This is a genomic window from Streptomyces sp. NPDC005962 (genome assembly GCF_040629205.1).
GTDB lineage: Bacteria > Actinomycetota > Actinomycetes > Streptomycetales > Streptomycetaceae > Streptomyces.
Genome location: NZ_JBEXVE010000009.1, coordinates 135,480 through 160,615, shown reverse-complemented (window position 1 = coordinate 160,615; position 25,136 = coordinate 135,480). Strand labels below are relative to the sequence as shown.

The following is a 25,136-nucleotide window of genomic DNA, read 5'->3' as shown; positions in this document are numbered from 1 at the left end:
CGGGCGGACGACGGCACGCCGTACTCCGGGTGAACGCGGCCTGTCCGGTGGGCGATCTGTCCGTATGGCGGACGGCCGGTGTCATGGGATGGGACGCGGGAGTAGGGTCCGGGTATGTCTCGCAGCATTCGCCTCGCAGTGATCCCCGGTGACGGTATCGGCCAGGAAGTCGTGGCCCAGGGCCTCAAGGTCCTCGGCGCCGCCCTTCCCCAGGACGTGAAGCTGGAGACGAAGAGTTACGACCTCGGCGCCCAGCGCTGGCACGCCACCGGCGAGACCCTGCCGGACGCCGAGCTGGAGTCGCTGAAGGACCACGACGCGATCCTGCTGGGCGCGATCGGCGACCCGTCGGTCCCGTCCGGGGTGCTGGAGCGCGGGCTGCTGCTCAAGCTGCGCTTCGCCTTCGACCACTACGTCAACCTGCGTCCGTCGAAGCTCTTCCCGAACACGGCCACCCCGCTGGCCGGGCGCCCCGACATCGACTTCGTCGTCGTCCGGGAGGGCACCGAGGGCCCGTACGTGGGCAACGGCGGCACGCTGCGGACCGGTACCCCGGCCGAGGTCGCCACCGAGGTCAGCCTGAACACCGCGTACGGCGTCGAGCGCGTCGTCCGGGACGCGTACGAGCGCGCCAACAGCCGCCCGCGCAAGAAGCTGACCCTCGTGCACAAGAACAACGTCCTGGTGCACGCCGGTCACCTGTGGAAGAACATCTTCGACAAGGTCGGCGCCGAGTACCCCGACGTCACCACGGACTACCTGCACGTCGACGCCGCGACGATCTTCTTCGTCACCCAGCCCGAGCGGTTCGACGTGATCGTGACCGACAACCTCTTCGGTGACATCCTCACCGACCTCGCCGCCGCCGTCACCGGTGGCATCGGGCTCGCCGCGAGCGGCAACATCAACCCCTCCGGCGCCTTCCCGTCGATGTTCGAGCCGGTCCACGGCTCCGCGCCGGACATCGCGGGCACCGGCAAGGCCGACCCGACCGCGACCATCCTGTCGGCGGCCCTGCTCCTGCAGCACCTCGGCTACCCGGACGAGGCGGCCCGTATCGAGGCCGCCGTCGCCGCGGACCTCGCCGAGCGGGACGCGGCGCGCACCACCGACGAGATCGGCGACGCGCTCGCCGCCCGAGTATCCGGCTGACCCCAGCCTGTGCCAGTGCGCGGCTGGGTGCGACCATCGACCTCGGGCCGCGCACTTCGCACGCATCCTTAAGCTCCGGCCCCACGTCAGCGATAATCGCTCGTGGGGCCGCCGTGTGCAGCGGGAAGCTTGGACGTCCTAGTACCGATCACGGGCAGGGATGGTGCGAGCGCGGTCCGCCACAACGGAAGTGAAGGACTACCACTCATGACGACGCCCTCGATCGAGCTCAAGCCCTCCTCGCACCCGCTCTCCGACGCGGAGCGGGAAGAGATCCTGGCCAGCCCCGGATTCGGCCGCCACTTCACCGACCACATGGTGACGGTCAAGTGGACGGAGGGCCGCGGCTGGCACGAGGCCCAGCTCGTGCCCTACGCCCCGCTTTCGCTCGACCCGGCGAACATGACGCTGCACTACGCGCAGACGATCTTCGAGGGGCTCAAGGCGTACCGCCAGCCCGACGGGAGCGTGGCCACCTTCCGCCCCGAGCAGAACGCCGAGCGCTTCCAGTCCTCCGCCCGCCGCATGGCGATGCCCGAGCTGCCGGTCGACCTGTTCCTCGCGGCCTGCGACGCCCTGGTCACCCAGGACCGGGCGTGGGTGCCGGGCAGCGGTGAGTCGTCCCTGTACCTGCGGCCGTTCATGATCGCGACCGAGGTGGGCCTGGGCGTCCGGCCCGCCAACGAGTACCTGTTCGTCGTGATCGCCTCCCCGGCCGGTGCCTACTTCCCCCGCGGTGTCCAGCCGGTCTCGGTGTGGCTCTCCGAGGAGTACGTGCGCGCCGCCCCCGGCGGCACCGGCACCGCCAAGGCGGGCGGCAACTACGCCGCCTCCCTGGTGGCCCAGGCGCAGGCCGCCGAGCAGGGCTGCGACCAGGTGGTCTGGCTGGACGCGATCGAGCGCCGCTGGATCGAGGAAATGGGCGGCATGAACCTGTACTTCGTGTACGGGAACCGCATCGTCACCCCCGAGCTGTCCGGTTCGCTGCTGCCCGGCATCACCCGTGCCTCGCTGCTGCGGATCGCCGAGGACCTCGGCTACGAGGTCGCCGAGGGCCGGATCTCGGTCGACGACTGGCGCGAGGGGAACGCGGACGGCACCCTCACCGAGGTCTTCGCCTGCGGCACCGCGGCCGTCATCACCCCGGTCGGCTCGGTCAAGTCCGCCCGCGCGGGCTGGACGGTGGCCGACGGGCAGCCCGGCGAGGTCACCACCAAGCTGCGCAAGGCCCTGCTGGACATCCAGACCGGCGCCGCCCCCGACCCCTACGGCTGGCTGCACCGCCTGGGCTGAGCCCGTAAGGGCATGCGGCTCGCATTCTGAGACGGATGGGAGCGCGGGGGCGGAATGTGCTTGACTGCCCCCGTGCTCACGTTCGCCACGATTATTGGCAGCAGGCGCGCCGGTCCGCAGTGATCGCCCCGTACGACCCGGTACGGCGCGGCCACCGTGCCTCAGACCCGCGCGCAGACCTCTCGCACCCGCGAGGGGTCTTTTCGTTTTCCGGACCATTCCACCGGATGCGGAGCGTGCGGGATCATAGGAGGGCGCGGAACCGGTTATTCCGGTAGCCCGAGATCCACCCCGACAGGAGCCAGACCACCATGAAGCATCGGCCCGACGACAGCTTCCACGTCTTCGACACCACGCTGCGCGACGGCGCGCAGCGCGAGGGCATCAACCTGACGGTCGCGGACAAGCTCACCATCGCCCGTCACCTGGACGACTTCGGCGTGGGCTTCATCGAGGGCGGCTGGCCCGGCGCGAACCCGAGGGACACGGAGTTCTTCGCCCGCGCCCAAGCGGAGATCGACTTCAAGCACGCCGAGCTCGTCGCGTTCGGAGCCACCCGCAAGGCGGGCGTCCGCGCCGAGGACGACCCGCAGGTCAAGGCGCTGCTCGACTCGGGTGCCCCGGTGATCACGCTGGTGGCCAAGTCCCACGACCGCCATGTGGAGCTGGCCCTGCGCACCACCTTGGAGGAGAACCTGGCGATGGTCCGCGACACCGTCGCCCATCTGCGGTCCCAGGGCCGCCGGGTGTTCCTCGACTGCGAGCACTTCTTCGACGGCTACCGCGCCAACGCCGACTACGCCAAGCGGGTCGTCTCCGCCGCCCATGAGGCGGGCGCCGACGTGGTCATCCTCTGCGACACCAACGGCGGCATGCTGCCCGCCCAGATCGACGCCGTGGTCCGCACCGTCCTCGCCGACACCGGCGCCCGCCTGGGCATCCACGCCCAGGACGACACCGGCTGCGCCGTCGCCAACAGCCTCGCCGCGGTCGACGCGGGCGCCACCCACGTCCAGTGCACCGCCAACGGCTACGGCGAGCGGGTCGGCAACGCCAACCTGTTCCCGGTCGTCGCCGCCCTGGAGCTGAAGTACGGCCGCCAGGTGCTGCCGAGCGGCGCGATGCGGGAGATGACCCGGATCTCGCACGCGATCGCCGAGGTCGTCAACCTGACGCCGTCGACCCACCAGCCCTATGTGGGCCTCTCCGCCTTCGCCCACAAGGCCGGACTGCACGCCTCCGCGATCAAGGTCGACCCGGACCTGTACCAGCACATCGACCCCGAGCGGGTCGGCAACACCATGCGCATGCTGGTCTCCGACATGGCGGGCCGCGCCTCGATCGAGCTGAAGGGCAAGGAGCTGGGCATCGACCTCAGCGACGACCGGGCCCTGGTGGGCCGGGTGGTCGCGCGGGTGAAGGAGCGCGAGCTCGCGGGCTACACCTACGAGGCCGCCGACGCCTCCTTCGAGCTGCTGCTGCGCGCCGAGGTCGAGGGCCGGGCCCGCCGCTTCTTCCGGGTCGAGTCCTGGCGCGCGATCGTCGAGGACCGCCCCGACGGCACCCACGCCAACGAGGCGACCGTGAAGCTGTGGGCCAAGGGCGAGCGCATCGTCGCCACGGCGGAGGGCAACGGCCCGGTCAACGCGCTCGACCGGGCGCTGCGCGTGGGCCTGGAGCGGATCTACCCGCAGCTCGCCCGGATGGAGCTGGTGGACTACAAGGTCCGCATCCTGGAGGGCAAGCACGGTACGGAGTCCACAACCCGGGTCCTCGTCTCCACCGCGGACGGCAAGGGGGAGTGGTCCACGGTAGGCGTCGCGGAGAACGTGATCGCCGCCTCCTGGCAAGCGCTGGACGACGCGTACGCGTACGGCCTGCTCCGCGCGGGCGTGGAGCCGCAGGAGTAACCCCGGACCCCGGCGGGTCCGTGGCCCCGGCCCCCACAGAGCCCACCGGCGCCGCCCTGCGGGGGGTGCAGGAGCCGGTCCGTGGCCTGGGGAGGTTCTTCCGGGACCTGCCCGCCCAGGGCCCGACCGGCACCCCACCACAGGGCAGACGCCCCGCCGCAGGCCACCGCACCGCGCGGGCGCCCGCCGCAGGGGGCACCGTGCTGCGGTGCCCTGCGCCGAAGGGAGCAGCCCCGCCGGAGGGCGTCGCGCTACGGGGATTGCGATGCTGCGGAGGTACGGCTCCGCAGGGTGCCGCGCTGCGGGGGCATCCTGGCGCGGGGACATCGCTCCGCGGGGGCGGCGCGTCGTGTGGGCGGTGGGGGAGGCGGGCATCATTTCGCTGCCGGGTTCACCGCGGAGGTTCGGCCGCCTCAGGAGGTCCCATGCCAGCGCTCCCGTTCGGCTTCTGGTCCCGGAGAGGCTTCCTGGCCGTGGCCGCCGCCGGGGCGTTATGCCCCGCGCTCGCCGTACCCGCCCACGCCGCCGCCGGGCCGGACTTCGCCGCGCTGCGCCGCCGCTGGACCGACCTCGCGCTCGGCACCGGCTACGACCCCGCCGCCGAGCCGTACGCCGCCCGCCTCGCCGAGACCGGACGGCTGGCCGCCGGGTTCCGTGACGCCATGGCGCCCGCCGCCGCCTCGCTCTGGCCCGACCAGCCCTTCGACCCGCCCGCCGGGATCACCCAGAGCTACCAGCGGCTGAACACGATGGCCCAGGCGTACGCCCAGCCCGGCACCGGCCTCACCGGCGACCCCGGTCTCGCCGACGACGTCGCACGCGGCATCGACCACCTCGACGCCACCGTCTACCACCCCGCCACCACCCGCTACGGCAACTGGTGGGAGTGGCAGATCGGCAGCCCCCGGCTGCTCCTGGACACCCTGGCGATCCTCTACGACCGGCTCGGCGACGCGCGGCGGGAGCGCTGCCTCGCCGCGGTCGACCACTTCGTACCCGACACCATGCTCGGCGACTACACCGGCACCAGCACCGGCGCCAACCGCGTCGACCTGTGCCGGGTCGTGGCCCTGCGCGGCGTTCTCGGCGCGGCGCCCGCCAAGGTCGCGCTCGCCCGGGACGCGCTCTCGCCCGTCTTCCCGTATGTGACGAAGGGCGACGGGCTCTACGCCGACGGATCGTTCATCCAGCACACCTGGGTCGCCTACTCCGGCACCTACGGCTACGTCCTGCTCGACGGCCTCGGCAGGCTCTTCGCCCTGCTGGCCGGATCGGAGTGGGAGGTCACCGACCCGGACCGGCGGATCATCCTGGACAGCGTGGAGCACGCGTACGCCCCGCTGCTGCACGACGGGCTGATGATGGACAGCGTCTCCGGCCGGGCCGTCAGCCGTGGCGTTCAGGTGAACGACCCGCGGGCCATCGCGCAGAGCGACCATCAGCGCGGCCATCTGCTCCTCGCCGCCATCGCGCTGCTCGGCGCGGGCGCCGACGACGCCGCGCGGGAGCGCTGGAACGGCATGGTCAGGGGCTGGATCGCACGCGACACCGGCAACCCGGTGCTGACCGACCCGCAGTTCGGCGTCGCGGACCTGGCGCGGCTGGCCGCCGTGGCGAACGGGCCGGGCCCGGCGCTGCCCGAGCCCGTGGGCCACCGGCTGTTCCCGGCCATGGACCGGGCCGTGCACCGCCGCCCCGGCTGGACCGCCGCACTGGCCATGGCCTCGGACCGGATCGCGTACTACGAGAACGGCAACGGCGAGCATCCGCGTGGCTGGCACACCGGCGCCGGAATGCTCACCTGGTGGGCCGGTGAGGGCACCGCGAACCAGTACACGGACGGCTTCTGGCCCACCGTCGACCCCTACCGGCTGCCCGGAACCACCGCCTCCGCCCGGTCCCTCGCCGACAACGAGGGCGGCGGCTGGGGCGAACCCAAACCCGCCGCGCGCTGGGTCGGCGGCACCACCGACGGCGAGTTCGCCGCCATCGGCCAGGACCTGCGCGGACTCGGCTCCACCCTGCGCGCCAAGAAGTCCTGGTTCTGCGTCGCCGACGCGGTCGTCTGCCTCGGCGCGGACATCACCGCACGCGACGGCGCCCCCGTCATCACAGTTGTCGACAACCGCGACCTCGGCGCCGACGGCACCCACACCCTCACCGTCGACGGGCGTCCCCAGCCCGCCGGGCCCTCCCGGACCCGCACCTTCCGCCGGGCCCGCTGGGCCCATCTCGCCGGGCACGGCGGCTACGTGTTCCCCGGCGGCGCCACCCTGCACACCCGCCGGGAGGCCCGCACCGGCTCCTGGCGGGACATCAACACCGGCGGCTCCCCGGACCCGGTCACCCGCCGCTACCTCACCCTCTGGCACGACCACGGGACCGACCCCGACGGCGCGGGCTACGCCTACCTCCTGATGCCGGGCGCGGGCCCGGCCGCCCTCGCCGCGCGCGCCGCCGACCGTCGCTGGCTGACCGTACTCGCCAACTCCGGGGCGCGGCAGGCCATCGCGGTCCCCTCGCTCGGTGTCACGGCGGTGAACTTCTGGGAGCCGGGCACGGCCGGGGCGCTCACCTCGGCCGCCCCGGCGAGCGTGCTGCTGCGCCGCACCGGTCGGCACACCGCGCACCTCACGGTCGCCGAGCCGCCCCGGACCGGGGAGCCGTTCGAACTGCGCTGGGCGCATCCGGTCCGCACCGTGACGGCCCATGACGCCACGGTCGAGGTGCTGGCCACCGGCGGCGCGCTGCGGCTGCGCATCACCCCGGGTACGGCCTGCGCCACCCACCGCTGCGAGGTCGCGCTGCGCTAGCCCACAGCGGGGTGTTGCCCAGGCGGCTGCGGGCCATCCGGGTGGTTAAGCCCACCGGTTACGGGGTGTCGCCCACAAGATTGTGGGGTGCCGACAGGGCTCCTCACCCTTGTGGGTCCCGGGTAAGGGGAAATCCGCTGTCCAGTTCTGTTCCGCCTGCCCACGAAAACGGGCCCGACGTTGTATGGAATTGACATGCGTTTCCGGGGGTCGGGGAACGTACCGTCGTTCCATGACCAATCTCGAAGGTGCGCCCGAAGAGGCGAGTGACGTCCGCGGGCGCGTCGCCGAGCTGCACGCGATCCGCGAGCAGGCTCGGCGCGGCCCGAGCGAGCGGGCGACCGAGGCCCAGAAGGCCAAGGGCAAGCTGACGGCTCGCGAGCGGATCGATCTCCTGCTGGACGAGGGGTCCTTCAACGAGGTGGAGTCGCTGCGGCGGCACCGCGCGACCGGGTTCGGGCTCGAGGCGAAGAAGCCCTACACCGACGGGGTCGTCACCGGCTGGGGGACCGTCCACGGACGGACGGTGTTCGTTTACGCACACGACTTCCGGATCTTCGGCGGGGCGCTGGGCGAGGCCCACGCCACCAAGATCCACAAAATCATGGACATGGCCATCTCGGCCGGGGCGCCCCTGGTGTCCCTCAACGACGGCGCCGGGGCCCGCATCCAGGAGGGCGTCTCCGCGCTCGCGGGCTACGGCGGCATCTTCCAGCGCAACACCAAGGCGTCCGGCGTCATCCCGCAGATCAGCGTGATGCTCGGCCCGTGCGCCGGTGGCGCCGCCTACTCCCCGGCGCTCACGGACTTCGTCTTCATGGTCCGCGAGACGTCCCAGATGTTCATCACCGGCCCCGATGTGGTCCAGGCGGTGACGGGTGAGAAGGTCAGCCAGAACGGTCTGGGCGGTGCGGACGTGCACGCCGAGACCTCGGGCGTGTGCCACTTCGCGTACGACGACGAGGAGACCTGCCTGGAGGAGGTGCGCTACCTCCTCTCGCTGCTGCCGCAGAACAACCGGGAGAACCCGCCGACCGCCGAGGCCGACGACCCGGCCGACCGGCGCGGCGACTCGCTGCTCGACCTCGTCCCGGCCGACGGCAACCGCCCGTACGACATGCGCAAGGTCATCGAGGAGATCGTCGACGACGGCGACTACCTGGAGGTCCACGAGCGCTGGGCGACCAACATCATCTGCGCGCTGACCCGGCTCGACGGCCAGGTGGTGGGCATCATCGCCAACCAGCCGCAGTCGCTGGCCGGAGTGCTGGACATCGAGGCGTCGGAGAAGTCCGCGCGCTTCATCCAGATGTGCGACGCGTTCAACATCCCGCTGATCACCTTCCTCGACGTGCCCGGCTTCCTGCCCGGCGTGGACCAGGAGCACGGCGGGATCATCCGGCACGGCGCCAAGATGCTGTACGCGTACTGCAACGCGACCGTGCCGCGGATCTCCGTCATCCTGCGCAAGGCGTACGGCGGCGCGTACATCGTCATGGACTCCCAGTCCATCGGTGCCGACCTGACCTACGCCTGGCCGACCAACGAGATCGCGGTGATGGGCGCCGAGGGCGCCGCCAACGTGATCTTCCGCCGTCAGATCGCCGACGCGGACGACCCCGAGGCCATGCGCGCCCGCATGGTCAAGGAGTACAAGTCCGAGCTGATGCACCCCTACTACGCGGCCGAGCGGGGCCTGGTGGACGACGTCATCGACCCGTCCGAAACCCGTCAGGTCCTGATCCGGTCCCTGGCGATGCTGCGCGACAAGCACGCCGACCTGCCGTCCCGCAAGCACGGCAACCCCCCGCAGTAACGCCACGAGGAGACGAACACACCGTGAGCACGCTCAGCGACATTCCCGATACCGCCTCCGCGGCGGCCACCCTGGTCCGGGTCGAGAAGGGCCACGCCGACGCCGAGGAGCTGGCCGCGGTCACCGCCGTACTGCTCGCCCGCGCGGCCGCCACCGCCGGTCACTCGCGCGACGGCGCCGAGGACCGCCCGCGCCGCAGCGCCGCCCGCTGGCGGCGGCTGGAGCGCCGCCCGGCTTTCAGCGCCCCGCACAGCTGGCAGGGCTGACACCTCCGCCGGCACCCTGGGAGCTTCACAGGCGCGAACCGCGAAATCCCCCGCCCTCCATCGGAGAGCGGGGGATTTCCCGTATTTGCTACCGGCGGCTTCCGGCCGGTTCCGGCGGGCCGGGGCCCGCCGGAACCGTACGCGGCCGGGGCCTAACGCAGCCGGGCCATCAGCGCGTGCTCGACCAGCGTGATCAGCGCGCTCTTGGCATCGCTGCGGTGGCGCGCGTCCGTGACGATGATCGGTGCGTCGGGGCCGATCTGCAGGGCCTCGCGGACTTCCTCCGGGTTGTACGGCTGGTGTCCGTCGAAGCCGTTGAGGGCGATGACGAAGGGCAGGCCGGAGTTCTCGAAGTAGTCGACCGCGGGGAAGCAGTCGGCGAGGCGGCGGGTGTCGACGAGGACGACGGCGCCGATGGCGCCGCGGACCAGGTCGTCCCACATGAACCAGAACCGGTCCTGTCCGGGGGTACCGAACAGGTACAGGATCAGGTCCTGGTCGAGCGTGATGCGGCCGAAGTCCATGGCCACCGTGGTGGTGGTCTTGTCCGGCGCGTGGGTCAGATCGTCGATGCCCGCCGAGGCGGACGTCATCACGGCTTCGGTGCGCAGCGGGTTGATCTCCGAGACCGCGCCAACGAAGGTGGTCTTGCCCACGCCGAAGCCGCCCGCCACCACGATTTTCGCGGAGGTGGTGGAGCGGGCTGCACCGCTAGAGCTTGCGAAGTCCACTGAGCACCCTTTCGAGCAGTGTCACGTCAGGCTGGCCGCCGGCGGACTCGTCGCCGCCGGGCTGGTGAATGGCGACGAGCCCGGCCTCGGCCAGGTCGGCTACGAGGATTCGGGCGACGCCGAGGGGGATGGTGAGCAGTGCGGAGATCTCGGCGACCGACTTGATCTCACGGCACAGTTGGCAGATCCGCTGGTGCTCGGGCAACTGGCCCTGGAGCTGGCTGGGATCGGCCGTGGTGTGTACCAGTGCCTCGATGGCGAGCTGGTACCGGGGCCGGGTCCGGCCCCCGGTCATGGCGTACGGGCGCACCAGGGGGTTATGCGCGCCGCCCGTGGGGGAAGGTTCGGGGGCGAGGCGCTGTGGTGGCTGTACGGGCTGGATGCGGGGTGGCCGCGGTGGTTCGTACATAGGACTCTCGGGAGGCGCGTAGGAGGGCGCGTAGAGGTCCTGCTGGCCCTGTGGGATACGGGGCTGCGGGGGCATCGGCTCCTGAGGCTGCTCGCCGGGGAAATCCCAGGACTGTTCGCCCGGGTATTCCCAGGACTGTTCGCCCGGGTACGGGGAGCGGGCCTGGCGGCTGGGCGCGGAGGGGAAGTTGAAGCGCTTCATCGGGGCTTCTCCGCGCGGATCGGACGGCTGCCCATGGCCGTACGGATATCCGCTAGGGGGCGTTGCCACGTTTCCTCCTCCAACTCCAACGTGCCTGTCGGCCGGTCGCGCCACCGCACCCTATGGCGCGGTGGCGCGAAACGCACTCCATGTTTGCTAGTTGAGAAGACTGCCTTGCAATTCGGCGCGCAGGTCGGGGGTGAGGACGTTGCCCGCGCGATCGACGAGCAGGGCCATCTCGTATCCGACGAGGCCGATGTCGCACTCGGGGTGGGCGAGTACGGCGAGGGAGGAGCCGTCGGAGATGGACATGATGAAGAGGAAGCCTCGTTCCATTTCGACGACGGTCTGGTTGACCGCGCCGCCTTCGAAGATGCGGGAGGCTCCGGCGGTGAGCGAGGTCAGGCCGGAGGCGACCGCCGCCAGTTGATCGGCTCGGTCACGGGGGAAGCCTTCGGACATCGCCAGAAGGAGTCCGTCGGCGGAGACCACCACGGTGTGGGACACCCCGGGGGTGTTGTCCACGAAGTTGGTGATCAACCAGTTCAGGTTCTGCGCCGCCTGGCTCATCGGGCTCACACTAACGCTCCTGATCGTAGGTGCTGCCGGGGCCGAAGCCCTGTTGGTCATGCTGGTCACGCGGGGTGGTCCCGGCTCTCGCGTCGCGTCCCCGCTGGATGCCGCTGCGCAGGTTGCTGAGCCTGCCGCGGATGTCCTCCGGGGCCCGGGAGACCTGGGGGCCGCCCTGTCCGGTGGGCTCCGCGGCACCCTCGACCAGGTTGGCCTTGGGTACCCTCCGGGGCAGACCGGAGGAGGTGACCCCGCCGGCCTTCGGCTCGCGGAGCTGTTCGGCACGGTGCCAGCGCTGGTCGTTCTCCGACTGCCACCGGTTACCGTCCTCCTGCGGGGCCTGCTGCTGCCGTTCCGGCGCCGCGGGCGCCGCCGGCTCCCCGACTACCGCCTGTGCCCCTGTCTCCTCGGACGGCTGCCACTGCTTGTCCCGGCGCGGAAGTCCTGCGTCGGTCACGGAGTGGACGCCGCTCGGAGAGGGGCCCGGACGGTGGAACTCTACGCGGTCCCGGGAAACTTCGGGACCGCCGGGTCCTGATTCCGTTTGCGTCCCGAACTGCGACGCGTAGGGCATTTCAAAAGATCCGGAATCGCCCCACTCTCCCTGCTGGGAAGGTGAGTTGTAGCCAACATACGGCTGCTGTTCCGGCTCTGTCCGGGCGCTGAAGTCCGCTTCCGGTTCAGAAAAGGCGGAAACCTGGTACCCGGGCCCGGCCGGTTCCGGACCCGGTTGGGCCAGCAGATCCGGCCCGGGCTGGGCCAGCAGATCCGGCCCGGCCGGGTCGTGCCGCGGCTCCTGCTCGGGCTGCATGGCCTGCATGCCGCCGTAACCGCGCTGGAGCTGCTCCTGGGCGTACGACGAGTCGTCGAAGCCCAGCTCGGCGGCCGTACGCGACGACAGGGCCGCGTCCTCGGCGGTGTACGAGGGCTGCGGCTCCGGCTCCGGGGCGAGCCGGGAGACCGCGAAGTCGTCCTGCGGCAGCTCCTCGCCGCCACCGCCGTGGGTGATCGGCTCGGGCAGCATCACCAGCGAGGTGGTGCCCGCCTGCTCACCTGCCGGGCGCAGCTGCACCCGGATGCCGTGCCGGTCGGCGAGGCGGCCGACCACGAACAGGCCCATGCGCTGGGAGACCGCGGCGTCCACGGTCGGCGGCTTGGCCAGCTTGTGGTTGATGTCGGCGAAGTCCTCGGCGGTCAGGCCGATGCCCTTGTCGTGGATCTCGACCACCACCCGGCCGTCCGGCAGCCGGGTCGCGGTGACCCGCACCTTGGTGTGCGGCGAGGAGAAGGTGGTGGCGTTCTCCAGCAGCTCGGCGAGCAGATGGACGAGGTCGGTCACCGCCGTGCCGTGGATCTCGGTCTCGGAGATCCCGGCCAGTTCGATCCGCTCGTACGACTCCACCTCGGACGAGGCGGCGCGCAGCACGTCGATCAGCGGCACCGGCTGGTTCCAGCGCCGGCCCGGTTCCTCGCCCGCGAGGATCAGCAGGTTCTCGCCGTTGCGGCGCATACGGGTGGCCAGGTGGTCCAGCCGGAAGAGGTGCTCCAGCTGGTCCGGATCGGCCTCCCGGCTCTCCAGTTCGGAGATCAGGGTCAGCTGTCGCTCGATCAGGCCCTGATTGCGACTGGAAAGGTTGGTGAAGATCGCATTGACGTTGCCCCGCAGCATCGCCTGCTCGGCCGCGAGACGGATCGCCTCGCGGTGCACCTGGTCGAAGGCGCGGGCGACCTCGCCCAGTTCGTCCCGGCTGTTGATCGGGATCGGGACCACCCGGGTGTTCACCCGGCCCGGGTCCGTACGGGAGAGCTGGTCGACCACCATGGGCAGCCGCTGCTCGGCGACGTCGAAGGCGGCGTTGCGCAGCTGGAGCATGCTGTGGCTCATCGAGCGGGCCATCCGGCCGGCCACGATGAACGCCACGAGCAGTGCGACGAGCACGATCGCGGCGTTCACGATCGTGTCCTGCTTTGCGTTCGCGGATATTTGCGATGCCTCGTTGACGGCCTTGTCGACGAGGTTCTGCTCGGCGTCCCGGTAGGCGTCGAACTTGACCGTGGACGCGGTGAACCAGGCGTCCGGGGTGATGCCCTGCTTCGCCAGATCCTCAGGAGCCGACCCACCGGCAATGGCCTGGACCATTCGGTCCATGGAGGGCGGTTCGTTGTACGTCTTCCCCGCCGCCTCGGCCTTCTGCTTCGCCGCGGCGCTCTGCTCCTGCGCCCGCTTCTTGGCCGCGGTGAGGGTGTCCTCCAGCCGGGTCACGTCCTCCGGGGTGCCGGCGGCGTCGAACTCCCCGAGGGCGATGCCCTCCAGGTAGACATAGCTGCCGAAAGCGGTCAGCTGGGTCTTGCGGTCGGCCGCCGACGGACCCGGCTTGACCAGCAGATGCGTGCCGATGGAGCGCTGCAGCGACTCGGCGCCCTTGGCCAGCGAGACCGCGTAGACGGTACGGCCGTAGGAGGTGATGTTGCCGGTGCCCAGGCCCAGTTCGTTGGCGAACTCGATCAGCGAGTGCTCGACGCCGACGTATCCCTCTTCGGTCTTCACCGCGCCCAGCCGGTCGGTGTAGGCGTTCCGCCGCAGCGCCACCAGCTGGGGTTCGGCCGACCGGAACGCCTTGAGGCGGCGTATGAGCGTGGCCGTCCGCGGCATGTCGGCGGCCGCCTGGTCGAACTCCCGCTTCATCGCGTCCGTCGTCGCGCGCACCTTGCGCACCACGTCCTCGTTGGTGCCCGACAGCAGCGGTCCCGCGGTGCGGTCGCGCTCGTCGACCAGGGCGTGGGCGTAGCCCTCGGCGGCCCGGACCAGCTTGGCGGTGCGCTCCGCGTCCTGCGCGTCGTTCCAGGTAGTGACCGACGCCGACACCTGGAAGCCACCGAAGACCAGCGCCACCAGCACAGGGATGAGCAGAATGGCGTACAGCCGCGTGCGCACCCCCCAGTTCCGCGGGGTGATGCGGCCACCGCTGGGGGTGGGCGCATCCGACGCATCCGCGGGCGGTGCCGCTGTGCGTGTACGCGGCGGCGGGGTGAAGTTCCCTCGCGCTTCTTGCGCGGGGTCAGGCGTGCTTCGCCTCACTCGACCAACAACCTCTCGGCGTCGGCACCGATCTCGTGCCGTTCCCAGTTGAGCCCTCTACTGCCCAGTTCAGCGAATTCCAGCACGCCCCGCAGGTGCTTTCCAAACACTACGCAAACCGTTCAGTCTGTTGTCTAGACCAGAGATAAAACGGGCGTTAGGGGTGAGCCATGTCAAATACCGAACTAATTGAGTGCGCAACGGAGTCGATCGCATGCGCTCCGTGTCGACGAGCCGCGTTTTTCTCTGTCGAAACGTTATGGAAGGTACGAGCGGGCCGTGCCATTGGACACAGCCCGCTCGTACCTCGCCGCCGGAACCTCCGGTGAACCGCCCCTACTTGAGCCGGGCCATCAACGCGTGCTCGACCAAGGTGATGAGGGCGCTCTTGGTTTCGCTGCGGTGGCGCGCGTCCGTGACGATGATCGGTGCGTCGGGGCCGATCTGCAGTGCTTCGCGGACTTCCTCCGGGGCGTAGGGCTGGTGTCCGTCGAAGCCGTTGAGGGCGATGACGAAGGGCAGGCCGGAGTTCTCGAAGTAGTCGACGGCCGGGAAGCAGTCGGCGAGGCGGCGGGTGTCGACGAGGACGATGGCACCGATGGCGCCGCGGACCAGGTCGTCCCACATGAACCAGAACCGGTCCTGTCCGGGGGTACCGAACAGGTACAGGATCAGATCGTCGTCCAGCGTGATGCGGCCGAAGTCCATCGCCACGGTCGTCGTGGTCTTGTCCTGCACATGGCTCAGGTCGTCGATGCCCGCCGAGGCGGACGTCATGACGGCTTCGGTGCGCAGCGGGTCGATCTCCGAGACCGCGCCGACGAACGTGGTCTTGCCCACGCCGAAGCCGCCCGCCACCACGATCTTCGCCGAGGTGGTCGCGCGGGCCGGCGGGGCGCCGCCGCTAGAGCTTGCGAAGTCCACTGAGCACCCTTTCGAGCAGTGTCACATCCGGCGTACCGCCCGTCTCCGAGCTGCCCCCGGGCTGGTGAATGGCCACCATGCCGGCCTCCGCCAGGTCGGCCACCAGAATCCGCGCCACCCCGAGGGGTATGTTCAGCAGCGCCGACACCTCCGCGACGGACTTGACCTCCCCGCAGAGATGGCAGATGCGCTGGTGCTCGGGGAGCAGTCCCGCCAGATGCGCGGGGTCGGCCGTGGTGCTGACCAGTGCCTCGATGGCGAGTTGGTAGCGCGGCCGGGTCCGGCCTCCGGTCATGGCGTAGGGACGCACCAATGGCTGGTCGCCTTCACCCCCGTACGGCGTGTGGTGATGGCCGCCGTACGGGCCGGTCGAGGCAGGGGGCGGGGTCATGAGTCCTCCGGTCGGACAACAAGGTGACGACGTATGCCGTCGGTCGGTGCCGGTGGGGGGCGCCCGGCCGTACGGCCGGGCTGGCGGTCGGTGGGGTCAGTTCAACAGGCTGCCTTGCAATTCGGCGCGCAGGTCGGGGGTGAGGACGTTGCCCGCGCGATCGACGAGCAGGGCCATCTCGTATCCGACGAGGCCGATGTCGCACTCGGGGTGGGCGAGTACGGCGAGGGAGGAGCCGTCGGAGACGGACATGATGAAGAGGAAGCCTCGTTCCATTTCGACGACGGTCTGGTTGACCGCGCCGCCTTCGAAGATGCGGGAGGCTCCGGCGGTGAGCGAGGTCAGGCCGGAGGCGACCGCCGCCAGTTGATCGGCTCGGTCACGGGGGAAGCCTTCGGACATCGCCAGAAGGAGTCCGTCGGCGGAGACCACCACGGTGTGGGACACCCCGGGGGTGTTGTCCACGAAGTTGGTGATCAACCAGTTCAGATTCTGCGCCGCCTGGCTCATCGGGCTCAACTAACGCTCCTGCTGGTAAGTCGGGCCTACGCCGCGATCGTGATTGCCGTCGGGACCGGTTTGGGCCCGACGACCCTGCTGAATCCCCCGGCGGAGGTTGGTCAGCCTCCCGCGCACATCGTCGGGCGCGCGAGACACCTGTGGCCCCACCTGCTCGGGCTGCTGCGACGGCTCGGCGGCGCCCTCCACGAGATTCGCGCGGGGCACGCGCCGTGGCAAGCCGGACGACGTGATACCGCCGGCGGCGGGCTCGCGGATCTGCCCGGCGCGGCGCCAGCGCTCGTCGTTGGCCGAGCTCTGCCACGCCGATCCCGCGCCCAGCCCCTGGAAACCGGAGCCGTTGGTGTCACCGAGGCCGCCGGTCCCGCTCGTCCCGATTCCGTTCGCCCCGGTCCCGTTCGCTCCGGCTCCCTGGTACTCACCGGTGTTCCAGGACGGCTGCTGCGGCTCACGGCCCCGGGCGGGCGGAACGGCCGAGGCGGGCTGCGCGGGCGGTTCGGGAGCCGAAGCGGGCGGCTCGGCGGTGTACCGCCCGCCGTCGCCCTGGCCGCCCGAGGTCTCGGGCTGGTGGAGCCAGCTGGATTCGATGGTGTCGAATATCGGCGTCCGGCCGTCGCCGGGACCGGCGGGCGGCAGGGCGTCGTCCGGCCGGCGGCCGCCGCGCTGGTTCAGGTCGTCCCGCACCTGCGGGAACTCGCCCGTGTCGCCGGGCCCCTGGCCCAGCTCCGGCCGCTGGAACTCGCTGGTGTCGCCGGGGCCGCGCCCGTAGTCGGGGCGGCTGAACTGCCCGGTGTCACCCGGACCGCGGCCCTCCTGGCCGGGTACGGCGAACTCGCCGGTGTCCCCGGGCCCGCGACCGAAGTCCGGGCGCTGGAACTCGCTCGTGTCCCCGGGCCCGCGGCTGAAGTCGGGCCGCTGGAACTCGCTGGTGTCACCGGGGCCCCGGCCGAAGTCGGGCCGCTGGAACTCGCCGGTGTCGCCCGGGCGGCGCGGCTCGAACAGGTTGGGGCCGTCGCTCAGCTGGGGCAGCTCGCCGGTGTCGCCGGGGCCGCGGTTGCCGAACGGATCGCGGCGCTCGCCCGGGGCGGAGAGGAGGTCCGGACGGGCGAACTGGCCCGTGGTCTCCGGCTCCTCGTGCCCGCGCGGCCGGTCGCCCGCGTCGCGCCGCCCGCCGCCCGGCCAGTCGTCCTCGGGACGGCCCCAGCTGGTGCCGGGCTGCTGCTGCGGCGGGCCGGGAAGCTCACGTGCCGGGTCGCGCGAGGGCAGCTGCGGGCGGTTGCCCTGGTCGCCCGCGTCGGCGCGGCTGGGCGCACCGGTCGGCGGGGCGACCGTCGGCCCCTGGTCGGCGCGGTTGGGCAGCGGGGGACGGTCGGAGGGGGCGCCGGGAGCGCCGCGGTCACCGGCATCGCCGCCGGGACCGGCCGGGGGCTCGTTCCGCTTCGGGGTGGCCGACCGTCCGGGGGCCTCGAAGAGGTTCGGGCCGGAGGGAGGGCCGCCGGACGGCCCGGCGGCACCCGCACCCGCACCCGCACCCGCACCCGCACCCGCACCCGCACCCGCACCCGCACCCGCACCGGTACCGGCCGGGCGGGTCGGAAGGCCGCCGCCGCTGCCGGGCAGCGCGGTGCGCGGACCCGAACCGGGGACCTGCCGCCGTGGGGGCGGCGAACCGAGCAGTCCCGCCGAGCCGTTGCCCTGGCCGCCCGGACCACCCTGCCCGCCGGGTGCGCCGCCCTTGCCGCCGGCGCCCTGCGGCACCGGTTTGCGGCCGCCCTGGGCGACGTCCACCGGCAGCATGACCAGCGCCGTCGTACCGCCCGAGTCGGACGGCCGCAGCTGGATGCGGATGCCGTGACGCAGCGACAGCCGGCCGACCACGAACAGGCCCATGCGCCGGGACACCGACACATCGACCGTGGGCGGGGAGGCCAGCCGCTCGTTGATCGCGGCCAGGTCCTCGGGCGAGAGCCCGATACCGGTGTCGTGGATCTCGACCAGCACCCGCCCGTCGGGCAGCGCGTGACCGGTGACCTTGACCTTGGTCTGCGGCGAGGAGAAGGAGGTGGCGTTCTCCAGCAGCTCGGCGAGCAGGTGCACGAGGTCGTTGACGACCCGGCCCGCGACCTCGGTCGCCGGGACCGAGCTGAGTTCGATGCGCTCGTACTGCTCCACCTCGGAGGCGGCCGCGCGGAGCACGTCGACCAGCGGGACCGGCCGGGTCCAGCGGCGGCCGGGCTCCTCGCCCGCGAGGACCAGCAGGTTCTCACCGTTACGGCGCATGCGGGTCGCGAGGTGGTCGAGCTTGAACAGCGAGGACAGCTGGTCCGGGTCGGCCTCGCGGCTCTCCAGCTCGGAGATGAGCGAGAGCTGACGCTGGATGAGGCCCTGGCTGCGGCGCGAGAGGTTGGTGAACATCGCGTTGACGTTGCCTCGCAGCAGCGCCTGTTCGGCGGCCAGCCGGACCGCCTCGCGGTGCACGTCGTCGAAGGCCGCGGCCACCCTGCCGATCTCGTCCCGGCTGTGCACGCCGACGGACTCCACGGAGGTGTCCACGTCCTGCGGGTCGGACTCGGACAGATGCTTGACCAGCTCGGGCAGCCGCTTCTCGGCGACGTCCTGCGCGGTGTCCTGCAGCCGGCGCAGCGAACGCACCATGGACCGGGCCACCACGAACGCGCCGACCAGCGAGACACCGAGGACGAGCAGGATCAGCGCACCGTTGAGGATCGCGTCCTGCTGGGCGGAGTCGCGCAGCTCACGAGACTTCTGCGTCATCTCGCTGAGCAGCGTCTGCTCGATCTTGCCCATCTCGTCGATCTTGATGCTGTCCTGGTCGTACCAGTCCAGATAGGTGCGCTTCTCGGCCTTGAGGCCGTCCGGGTCACGCACCGCCCGGTCGGCGTACATGGTCGCCGCCTTGATGTCCGGGCGGCTGTCCAGCGGCTCCAGCAGGTCTTCGGAGTTGCCCTGGCGGATCTGCTTGAAACTGCCGAGCGCCTCGTTCTCCTTGTCGACCGCGGTCCTGGCGAACCGGCTGTCGTTGGCGGAGAACTCGGCGCCCTTGGGGTCGGCGAGGGCGGCGCTGATGAGCGCGCGCTGGATGGACGCGTACTCCTTGGCCGAGGAGAAGGTGGCGAGCGCGCGGGTGTTGTTGATCATCGCGCGGTTGCTGGTCGCCTGCGCCATGTCCTGCGACAGCGACAGCAGCGAGTTGATCAGCTCGTTGTAGTCCTGGACCGTCAGCGAGTAGTACTGGTTGTTGTCGTACGCCGAGTCACGGATGTCGTTGATCTTGCCGAGCTGGCGGTCGATGTTGACCAGCGTGGACTGCACACCGGCCATGGACTGCTCGCCGGGCTCGACGTTGTCGGTGGCCTTGCGGAAGGCCGCGATCGCGCGGTTGGTGTCCTCGCGCGTCGAGACGACACCGTCGTCCTTCTCGTTGCCCTTGCTGGCCAGCGGCCCCGCCGACTTGTCCCGCTCCGCCTGGAGCGCGTTCGACAGCTCGGTGGCCTGCTGCGTCATGTCGGTGAGCAGCTTCATCTGGTCGAGCTGCTGGATGTTGTCCAGCGAGGTGTCGATACGGAGCGCGCCCAGCGTGGTCGCGGCGACCACGGGGAGCGCCAGCAGGGAGACCAGCCGGGTGCTGATGCGCCAGTTCTTGAGGGCCATGCGGGCACCGGGCCCGCTGGGCGCCTTCGACTTGGTGGACTCGGCGGCGCCGCCGCCACCGCTGGGCGCGCTGGTCTTCGTAGCGCTCCGGGTGCCGGCCTCGGGGCCCTGGTCGGCCGGGGGCCGCCCGCCGCCCTGGGCGCGCTGAGGCGAGGAGCCGCGGTCGGTCCCACCGCGCGGCTCCGGGTCCGCCGAAGCTTCCCCACGGCCCTGGCGGGCCTGGGGGGACCCCATACCATCCCTCTTGAAACGTCCCTGCACTAGCGTCGCAACCTCTGGACCAGGCGCTCCACCGGATCAGCAGTGGAGCGGTGTCGAGTCGAGGGGGACCGCAGCCCCCCAATTCGGTCGTGAGTGACCGGCGCGCTTCCTTTCGTATATCGACAAGAGGAGCCCCGCCGCTCGGCGCCTCTCTGTCTTGCGCCCCCATGCGCGCCGGGCTGAATCCCGCGGCGGTCCCGGGAATTCCAGCACAGTGCCGGATGCTGCAACAAGGGCAAGCGGTAAGGCTGTGACGCGCGTGACGCTCAGTGCGGGCGTTATTACCGGACGTAGAAAGTCATGTCTGCGATAACGGACTTTTGTGAACGAGTCGATCGCCGCCACGGCGTGTCCGGCTAGCGATGATCGAGAGCGGAACGTCAGGTTCGGGGGTGCAATGCCCGTTTTGGGGCGTGAATGGCGTGTCGCGAATGCGGCTTTTGCCCGATCATTCGTGAGCAAAATCACATGCCGGTCGAGACTTTTTCTGTGAATCCATGGGCAAGGCCGCCCCTAGCCTGACGCTTTACACAACCGGTCGAAACGACAACAACGCGAGGCGTAAACCCAGTGAAGACGACGATGATGTTCCGCGCGATAGCCAACCCCCGGCGCACCACCCTGGCCCATCTCGGGGACGCCGAGGAGCCGCGGACCGAGACCGGCGAACAGCCGGAGCACCCCGTCGAACTGCCCACCCGGACCGCCAACCCCCGGCGCACCGTACTGACCGAGGCCCCCGGCGCCTGACCGCACGCACCAGGCCCCCACGGGGGCGGGCGAGCCGACCCGGCGGCGTGCGGGAGGCGGGGCGATAGCCTGGAGCGTCAGTCTCCAGCGAGTTCAGTTAAGGGGCACCAGCTTCCCGTGCGCATCGCCAGATTCTCCATCGATGGCAACGTCGCCTTCGGAGTGGTCGAGGGCGAGCCGTCCGATCAGGGCGGTCCCGTCGTCGACATCATCAAGGGACACCCCTTCGCCGAATTCGAGCGCTCGGGGCAGAAGATCCCCCTCAGCAAGGTCCGGCTGCTGCCGCCCGTCCTGCCCAACAAGGTCATCGGGATCGGCCGCAACTACGCCGAGCACGCCGCCGAACTCGGCAACGAGGTCCCCGACGTCCCGGTCGTCTTCTTCAAGCCGTCCACCTCGGTGACCGGCCCCGGCGACCCCATCGCCTATCCGTCCTTCTCCTCCGAGGTGCACCACGAGGCCGAGCTGGCCGTGGTCATCGGACGGATGTGCCGCGAGGTCCCGCGCGAGCGCGTGGCCGACGTCATCCTCGGTTACACCTGCGGCAACGACGTCACCGCACGTGACGCGCAGCGGCGCGAGAAGCAGTGGGCACGGGCGAAGGGCTTCGACACCTCCTGCCCGCTGGGCCCCTGGGTGGAGACCGGCATCGACCTGGAGCGGGCCGGCGACCTCGGGGTCATGTGCACCGTCAACGGCGAGCAGCGGCAGCTGGGCCGCACGAGCGAGATGGTCCGCTCGATCGAGGACCTGATCGTGCACATCACCGAGGCCATGACGCTGCTCCCCGGCGACGTCGTGCTCACCGGCACCCCGGCGGGCGTCGGCCCCCTCACCGTCGGCGACGAGGTCGCCGTCACCATCGAAGGCATCGGCACTCTCACCAACAAGGTGATCAAGCGTGGCTAGCGCAACCTCCCCCGCCCCCGTGCGGGTTCGTTTCTGTCCCTCGCCGACCGGCAACCCCCATGTGGGCCTGGTCCGCACCGCCCTCTTCAACTGGGCGTTCGCCCGCCACCACGGCGGCACCCTGGTCTTCCGTATCGAGGACACCGACGCCGCGCGCGACTCCGAGGAGTCGTACACGCAGCTGCTGGAGGCCATGCGCTGGCTGGGCTTCGACTGGGACGAGGGCCCCGAGATCGGCGGCCCGCACGCGCCCTACCGTCAGTCGCAGCGCATGGAGATCTACGCCGACGTCGCGGCCAGGCTGCTGGACGCCGGTCACGCCTACCGCTGCTACTGCACGGCCGAGGAGCTGGAGGAGCGCCGCGACGCCGCCCGTAAGGCCGGCCGCGCCTCCGGTTACGACGGCACCTGCCGCGCGCTGAGCCCCGAGCAGATCGCGGCGCATGAGGCCGAGGGCCGCGCCTCGATCGTCCGCTTCCGGATGCCCGACGAGCCGATCACCTTCACCGACCTGGTGCGCGGCGAGCTGACCTTCACCCCGGACAACGTTCCGGACTACGGCATCGTGCGCGCCAACGGCGCCCCGCTCTACACGCTCGTCAACCCCGTCGACGACGCGCTGATGGAGATCACCCACGTGCTGCGCGGCGAGGACCTGCTGTCCTCCACCCCGCGCCAGGTCGCGCTCTACCGGGCGCTCGCCGAGATCGGCGTGGGGGGTGGCCAGGTGCCCGCCTTCGGGCATCTGCCGTACGTCATGGGCGAGGGCAACAAGAAGCTGTCCAAGCGCGACCCCCAGGCGTCGCTGAACCTCTACCGGGAGCGCGGCTTCCTCCCCGAGGGGCTGCTCAACTATCTCTCCCTGCTGGGCTGGTCGCTCTCGGCCGACCGGGACGTCTTCTCCCTTGAGGAGATGGTCGCCGCGTTCGACATCTCGGGTGTCAACGCCAACCCGGCGCGCTTCGACCTCAAGAAGGCCGAGGCGATCAACGCGGACCACATCCGGCAGCTGGACGTCAAGGCCTTCATCGAGGCGTGCGGCCCCTGGCTGCGGGCCCCGCACGCGCCCTGGGACCCGGAGCGCTTCGACGCGGCCGCCTTCGAGGAGCTGGCCCCGCTGGCCCAGACCCGGCTGACGGTGCTGTCCGACATCACCGCCAACGTCGACTTCCTCTTCCTGGCCGAGCCGGTGGAGGACGAGGCGTCGTGGACGAAGGCCATGAAGCCGGGGGCGGACGCCCTGCTCGCCACCGCCCGTACGAAGATCGCCGAGGCCGAGTGGCAGGCCGAGCCCCTCAAGGAGGCCGTCCTCGCCGCCGGTGAGGAGCACGGTCTCAAGCTGGGCAAGGCGCAGGCCCCGGTCCGCGTCGCCGTCACGGGCCGCACGGTCGGACTGCCGCTGTTCGAGTCCCTGGAGGTCCTGGGGCGCGAGCGCACCCTGGCCCGCATCGACGCGGCACTGGCGAAGCTGTCGGCGCCGTCGGCCTGACGGGTCGCGAGGGCGCCGCGTGCCCGGCACGCGGCGCCACCACCCCGGCAATCCGTTTTGGTGGCCCGTCCACCATCGGGTAATGTTCTTCCTGCGCCGCCCGGGCGGGCCGAAAGGCCGGACGGAGGCGTAACCCAGACAACACCCCTACGGGGGTGGCGTTTTGGTGGGGTATGGTGTAATTGGCAGCACGAGTGATTCTGGTTCACTTAGTCTAGGTTCGAGTCCTGGTACCCCAGCAAGAGATTTTCCCGATTCTGTCGAGAATCTCTTGATCGAGCAAGACCAGGCCCCCGTTGTGTAGCGGCCTAGCACGCCGCCCTCTCAAGGCGGTAGCGCCGGTTCGAATCCGGTCGGGGGTACGGATCTCCAGCAGTTACGGAGATCGCTAGGGCCCCCGTTGTGTAGCGGCCTAGCACGCCGCCCTCTCAAGGCGGTAGCGCCGGTTCGAATCCGGTCGGGGGTACTGGTCTATACCATGGGCTATGGTGTAATTGGCAGCACGAGTGATTCTGGTTCATTTAGTCTAGGTTCGAGTCCTGGTAGCCCAGCGCAGTGCAGGATGTGCTGATTCAGGCCCCCGTTGTGTAGCGGCCTAGCACGCCGCCCTCTCAAGGCGGTAGCGCCGGTTCGAATCCGGTCGGGGGTACAAAAAGGGAAGGCCCTCCGCGGTGACGCGGAGGGCCTTTTCGCGTTATGCCTCGTCCGGTCCCTGGTCGAAGCGGCGGCCGGACTCCTGGGCCTGGGCGAGTCGCCGCAGGCTCAGCAGTACCGGCTCGTACAGCACGGTCAGCGCGACGGACGCCTCGATCTGCCCGGTGGGCGTGTCGTACGTCTCCACCACGTCCAGTTCGTGCACGGCCAGTTCGGACGCCAGCCGGGCGTACGGCAGCAAGTGGCCGGTGTCATGCGGGTATCCGAGGCGGGCCAGCGACGCGATGGCCTCCACCAGCATCCGGTAGGCGGGGGAGTCGTCGCGGGTGTCCCGGCAGTAGGCCCAGCCGAGTTGATCCAGCAGCGCGTTCGCCTCCTCCTGGGCCCGGGCCGTCTCCGCGCTGCCCTGCTCGGGCTCCGGGCCGTGCGGCAGCGCCCAGACCGCGGCCCCCAGTCGCACGTGCTGGCTCAGCGACTCGTCCTCGGCGGCCTTCAGCACCTCGCGTGCGGTGGCCACCGGCATCCGGCCGACCTGGATCAGCGCCCGCACCAGCCGCAGCCTGCGCAGATGCTCCTCGCCGTACGCGGCCTTCGTGGCGGTGAGCCGCTCGCCGGGCGGCAGCAGCCCTTCGCGCAGGTAGTACTTGATCGTCGCGGTGGACACCCCGCTGCGCTCGCTCAGCTCCGCCAGTCGCATGCCGTGCCTTCCCTTGCTTTTCCATATGGAGAGTGCCACTATCCAATCACTGGATAGCTTCACTATCCAGTATCCGCGACGTCGGAACGAGGGGATCACCATGGGTGCCGATGTGATCGAAGGCCGCATGACCGCCGAGGGCGAGGGGGAGGTGACCGTCTTCCTCATCGGGATGCGCGTCAACCGCTTCCGCGCGCTGCGCAGCTGGCTGCCGGTCTTCCGGGCCATGCCGCGGATGCTGCGTGAGCTGTCGCAGGACAAGGAGAGCGGGCTGCTGGGCTGCGAGGTGCTGGTCGGCCCGCCCCGGGTGCTGTGCGTCGTGCAGTACTGGGACTCGCACGAGAAGCTCCTGGCGTACGCCTCGGCACAGGGCAAGGAGCACCGCCCGGCCTGGGCCGCGTTCAACCGGCGGGCCCGGGAGGGCCGGGGGAAGGTCGGCATCTGGCACGAGACGTACGTCGTACCGGCCGGTGCGCATGAGTCGATCTACTCCGGCATGCCGGCGTTCGGGCTGGGCAAGGCCACCGGGGTCGTCCCGGTCGGCCGTCGCGGCGAGCGCGCGGCCGACCGGCTGTCGCTGAAGAGCGAGTAGAAGAGCGCGTAGTCGTCACGCGCCGGGGGAGGGGGTGT

General features: G+C 70.8%; 19 protein-coding genes and 5 tRNA genes. 15 read left to right on the top strand and 9 right to left on the bottom strand.

The window, feature by feature from the left end:
- The first annotated feature begins 114 nt into the window (after nucleotides 1–114).
- The 6 genes from ABZ370_RS17505 to ABZ370_RS17480 all read left to right on the top strand — a co-directional run bounded on the left by ABZ370_RS17505 (nucleotide 115) and on the right by ABZ370_RS17480 (nucleotide 9,250).
- The gene (locus ABZ370_RS17505; RefSeq protein ID WP_358621246.1) at nucleotides 115–1,152 is read left to right on the top strand and encodes a 3-isopropylmalate dehydrogenase; all 1,038 of its coding nucleotides are present in this window, start codon (nucleotides 115–117) and stop codon (nucleotides 1,150–1,152) included.
- A gap of 207 nt (nucleotides 1,153–1,359) precedes the next feature.
- A complete protein-coding gene (locus ABZ370_RS17500; protein WP_358621244.1) occupies nucleotides 1,360–2,445 on the top strand; it encodes a branched-chain amino acid aminotransferase in 1,086 nt (361 codons plus the stop codon).
- A 311-nt stretch (nucleotides 2,446–2,756) separates the two neighbouring features.
- A complete protein-coding gene (cimA, locus tag ABZ370_RS17495; protein ID WP_358621242.1) occupies nucleotides 2,757–4,355 on the top strand; it encodes a citramalate synthase in 1,599 nt (532 codons plus the stop codon).
- Nucleotides 4,356–4,780: 425 nt separating this feature from the next.
- Nucleotides 4,781–7,168 (top strand): polysaccharide lyase 8 family protein, encoded by a 2,388-nt coding sequence (locus tag ABZ370_RS17490; RefSeq protein WP_358621240.1) that lies wholly within the window; start codon nucleotides 4,781–4,783, stop codon nucleotides 7,166–7,168.
- 232 nt (nucleotides 7,169–7,400) lie between these two features.
- Entirely contained in the window at nucleotides 7,401–8,984 is a 1,584-nt protein-coding gene (locus ABZ370_RS17485) for an acyl-CoA carboxylase subunit beta (RefSeq protein ID WP_358621238.1), read from the top strand.
- A 23-nt stretch (nucleotides 8,985–9,007) separates the two neighbouring features.
- A complete protein-coding gene (locus ABZ370_RS17480) occupies nucleotides 9,008–9,250 on the top strand; it encodes an acyl-CoA carboxylase subunit epsilon (RefSeq protein ID WP_358621235.1) in 243 nt (80 codons plus the stop codon).
- A gap of 152 nt (nucleotides 9,251–9,402) precedes the next feature.
- On the opposite strand, the gene ABZ370_RS17475 is transcribed toward ABZ370_RS17480, so the two are convergent.
- The 8 genes from ABZ370_RS17475 to ABZ370_RS17440 all read right to left on the bottom strand — a co-directional run bounded on the left by ABZ370_RS17475 (nucleotide 9,403) and on the right by ABZ370_RS17440 (nucleotide 19,980).
- Nucleotides 9,403–9,981, bottom strand: coding sequence for an ATP/GTP-binding protein (locus tag ABZ370_RS17475; RefSeq protein ID WP_358621232.1), 579 nt, complete (start codon nucleotides 9,979–9,981; stop codon nucleotides 9,403–9,405).
- Complete coding sequence (locus ABZ370_RS17470) at nucleotides 9,962–10,660, bottom strand: DUF742 domain-containing protein (protein WP_358621230.1); 699 nt, start codon at nucleotides 10,658–10,660, stop codon at nucleotides 9,962–9,964. Before ABZ370_RS17470 ends, ABZ370_RS17475 begins: the two co-directional genes overlap by 20 nt.
- 87 nt (nucleotides 10,661–10,747) lie before the next feature.
- Nucleotides 10,748–11,161: a roadblock/LC7 domain-containing protein gene (locus ABZ370_RS17465; RefSeq protein WP_009714795.1), complete on the bottom strand. Its 414-nt coding sequence runs from the start codon at nucleotides 11,159–11,161 to the stop codon at nucleotides 10,748–10,750.
- A gap of 10 nt (nucleotides 11,162–11,171) precedes the next feature.
- Nucleotides 11,172–14,240 (bottom strand): nitrate- and nitrite sensing domain-containing protein, encoded by a 3,069-nt coding sequence (locus ABZ370_RS17460; RefSeq protein WP_358621228.1) that lies wholly within the window; start codon nucleotides 14,238–14,240, stop codon nucleotides 11,172–11,174.
- A 336-nt stretch (nucleotides 14,241–14,576) separates the two neighbouring features.
- A complete protein-coding gene (locus ABZ370_RS17455; RefSeq protein WP_358621225.1) occupies nucleotides 14,577–15,164 on the bottom strand; it encodes an ATP/GTP-binding protein in 588 nt (195 codons plus the stop codon).
- Complete coding sequence (locus tag ABZ370_RS17450) at nucleotides 15,145–15,555, bottom strand: DUF742 domain-containing protein (protein WP_055547352.1); 411 nt, start codon at nucleotides 15,553–15,555, stop codon at nucleotides 15,145–15,147. The genes ABZ370_RS17455 and ABZ370_RS17450 overlap by 20 nt, the downstream gene beginning before the upstream one ends.
- A 96-nt stretch (nucleotides 15,556–15,651) precedes the next feature.
- Nucleotides 15,652–16,065: a roadblock/LC7 domain-containing protein gene (locus ABZ370_RS17445; RefSeq protein WP_030549494.1), complete on the bottom strand. Its 414-nt coding sequence runs from the start codon at nucleotides 16,063–16,065 to the stop codon at nucleotides 15,652–15,654.
- A gap of 9 nt (nucleotides 16,066–16,074) precedes the next feature.
- Nucleotides 16,075–19,980 (bottom strand): nitrate- and nitrite sensing domain-containing protein, encoded by a 3,906-nt coding sequence (locus ABZ370_RS17440; RefSeq protein WP_358621222.1) that lies wholly within the window; start codon nucleotides 19,978–19,980, stop codon nucleotides 16,075–16,077.
- Between the two features lie 597 nt (nucleotides 19,981–20,577).
- Here ABZ370_RS17440 and ABZ370_RS17435 point away from each other — a divergent pair.
- The 8 genes from ABZ370_RS17435 (at nucleotide 20,578) to ABZ370_RS17400 (ending at nucleotide 23,804) form a co-directional block, all read left to right on the top strand.
- The gene (locus ABZ370_RS17435) at nucleotides 20,578–20,757 is read left to right on the top strand and encodes a hypothetical protein (protein WP_358621219.1); all 180 of its coding nucleotides are present in this window, start codon (nucleotides 20,578–20,580) and stop codon (nucleotides 20,755–20,757) included.
- 117 nt (nucleotides 20,758–20,874) lie between these two features.
- Entirely contained in the window at nucleotides 20,875–21,666 is a 792-nt protein-coding gene (locus tag ABZ370_RS17430) for a fumarylacetoacetate hydrolase family protein (protein WP_358621216.1), read from the top strand.
- The gene (gene gltX, locus ABZ370_RS17425) at nucleotides 21,659–23,155 is read left to right on the top strand and encodes a glutamate--tRNA ligase (protein ID WP_358621213.1); all 1,497 of its coding nucleotides are present in this window, start codon (nucleotides 21,659–21,661) and stop codon (nucleotides 23,153–23,155) included. Before ABZ370_RS17430 ends, gltX begins: the two co-directional genes overlap by 8 nt.
- 167 nt (nucleotides 23,156–23,322) lie before the next feature.
- Nucleotides 23,323–23,394, top strand: a tRNA-Gln gene (locus tag ABZ370_RS17420).
- A gap of 50 nt (nucleotides 23,395–23,444) precedes the next feature.
- Nucleotides 23,445–23,517, top strand: a tRNA-Glu gene (locus ABZ370_RS17415).
- A gap of 31 nt (nucleotides 23,518–23,548) precedes the next feature.
- Nucleotides 23,549–23,621: transfer RNA gene (locus ABZ370_RS17410), tRNA-Glu, on the top strand.
- A gap of 13 nt (nucleotides 23,622–23,634) precedes the next feature.
- Nucleotides 23,635–23,706: transfer RNA gene (locus ABZ370_RS17405), tRNA-Gln, on the top strand.
- Between the two features lie 25 nt (nucleotides 23,707–23,731).
- Nucleotides 23,732–23,804, top strand: a tRNA-Glu gene (locus tag ABZ370_RS17400).
- 45 nt (nucleotides 23,805–23,849) lie between these two features.
- Here ABZ370_RS17400 and ABZ370_RS17395 read toward each other — a convergent pair.
- Entirely contained in the window at nucleotides 23,850–24,506 is a 657-nt protein-coding gene (locus ABZ370_RS17395; protein ID WP_358621211.1) for a MerR family transcriptional regulator, read from the bottom strand.
- Nucleotides 24,507–24,606: 100 nt separating this feature from the next.
- Here ABZ370_RS17395 and ABZ370_RS17390 point away from each other — a divergent pair, with 100 nt between their 5' ends.
- Entirely contained in the window at nucleotides 24,607–25,098 is a 492-nt protein-coding gene (locus tag ABZ370_RS17390; protein WP_358621208.1) for a DUF4188 domain-containing protein, read from the top strand.
- The last annotated feature ends 38 nt before the right edge of the window (nucleotides 25,099–25,136 follow it).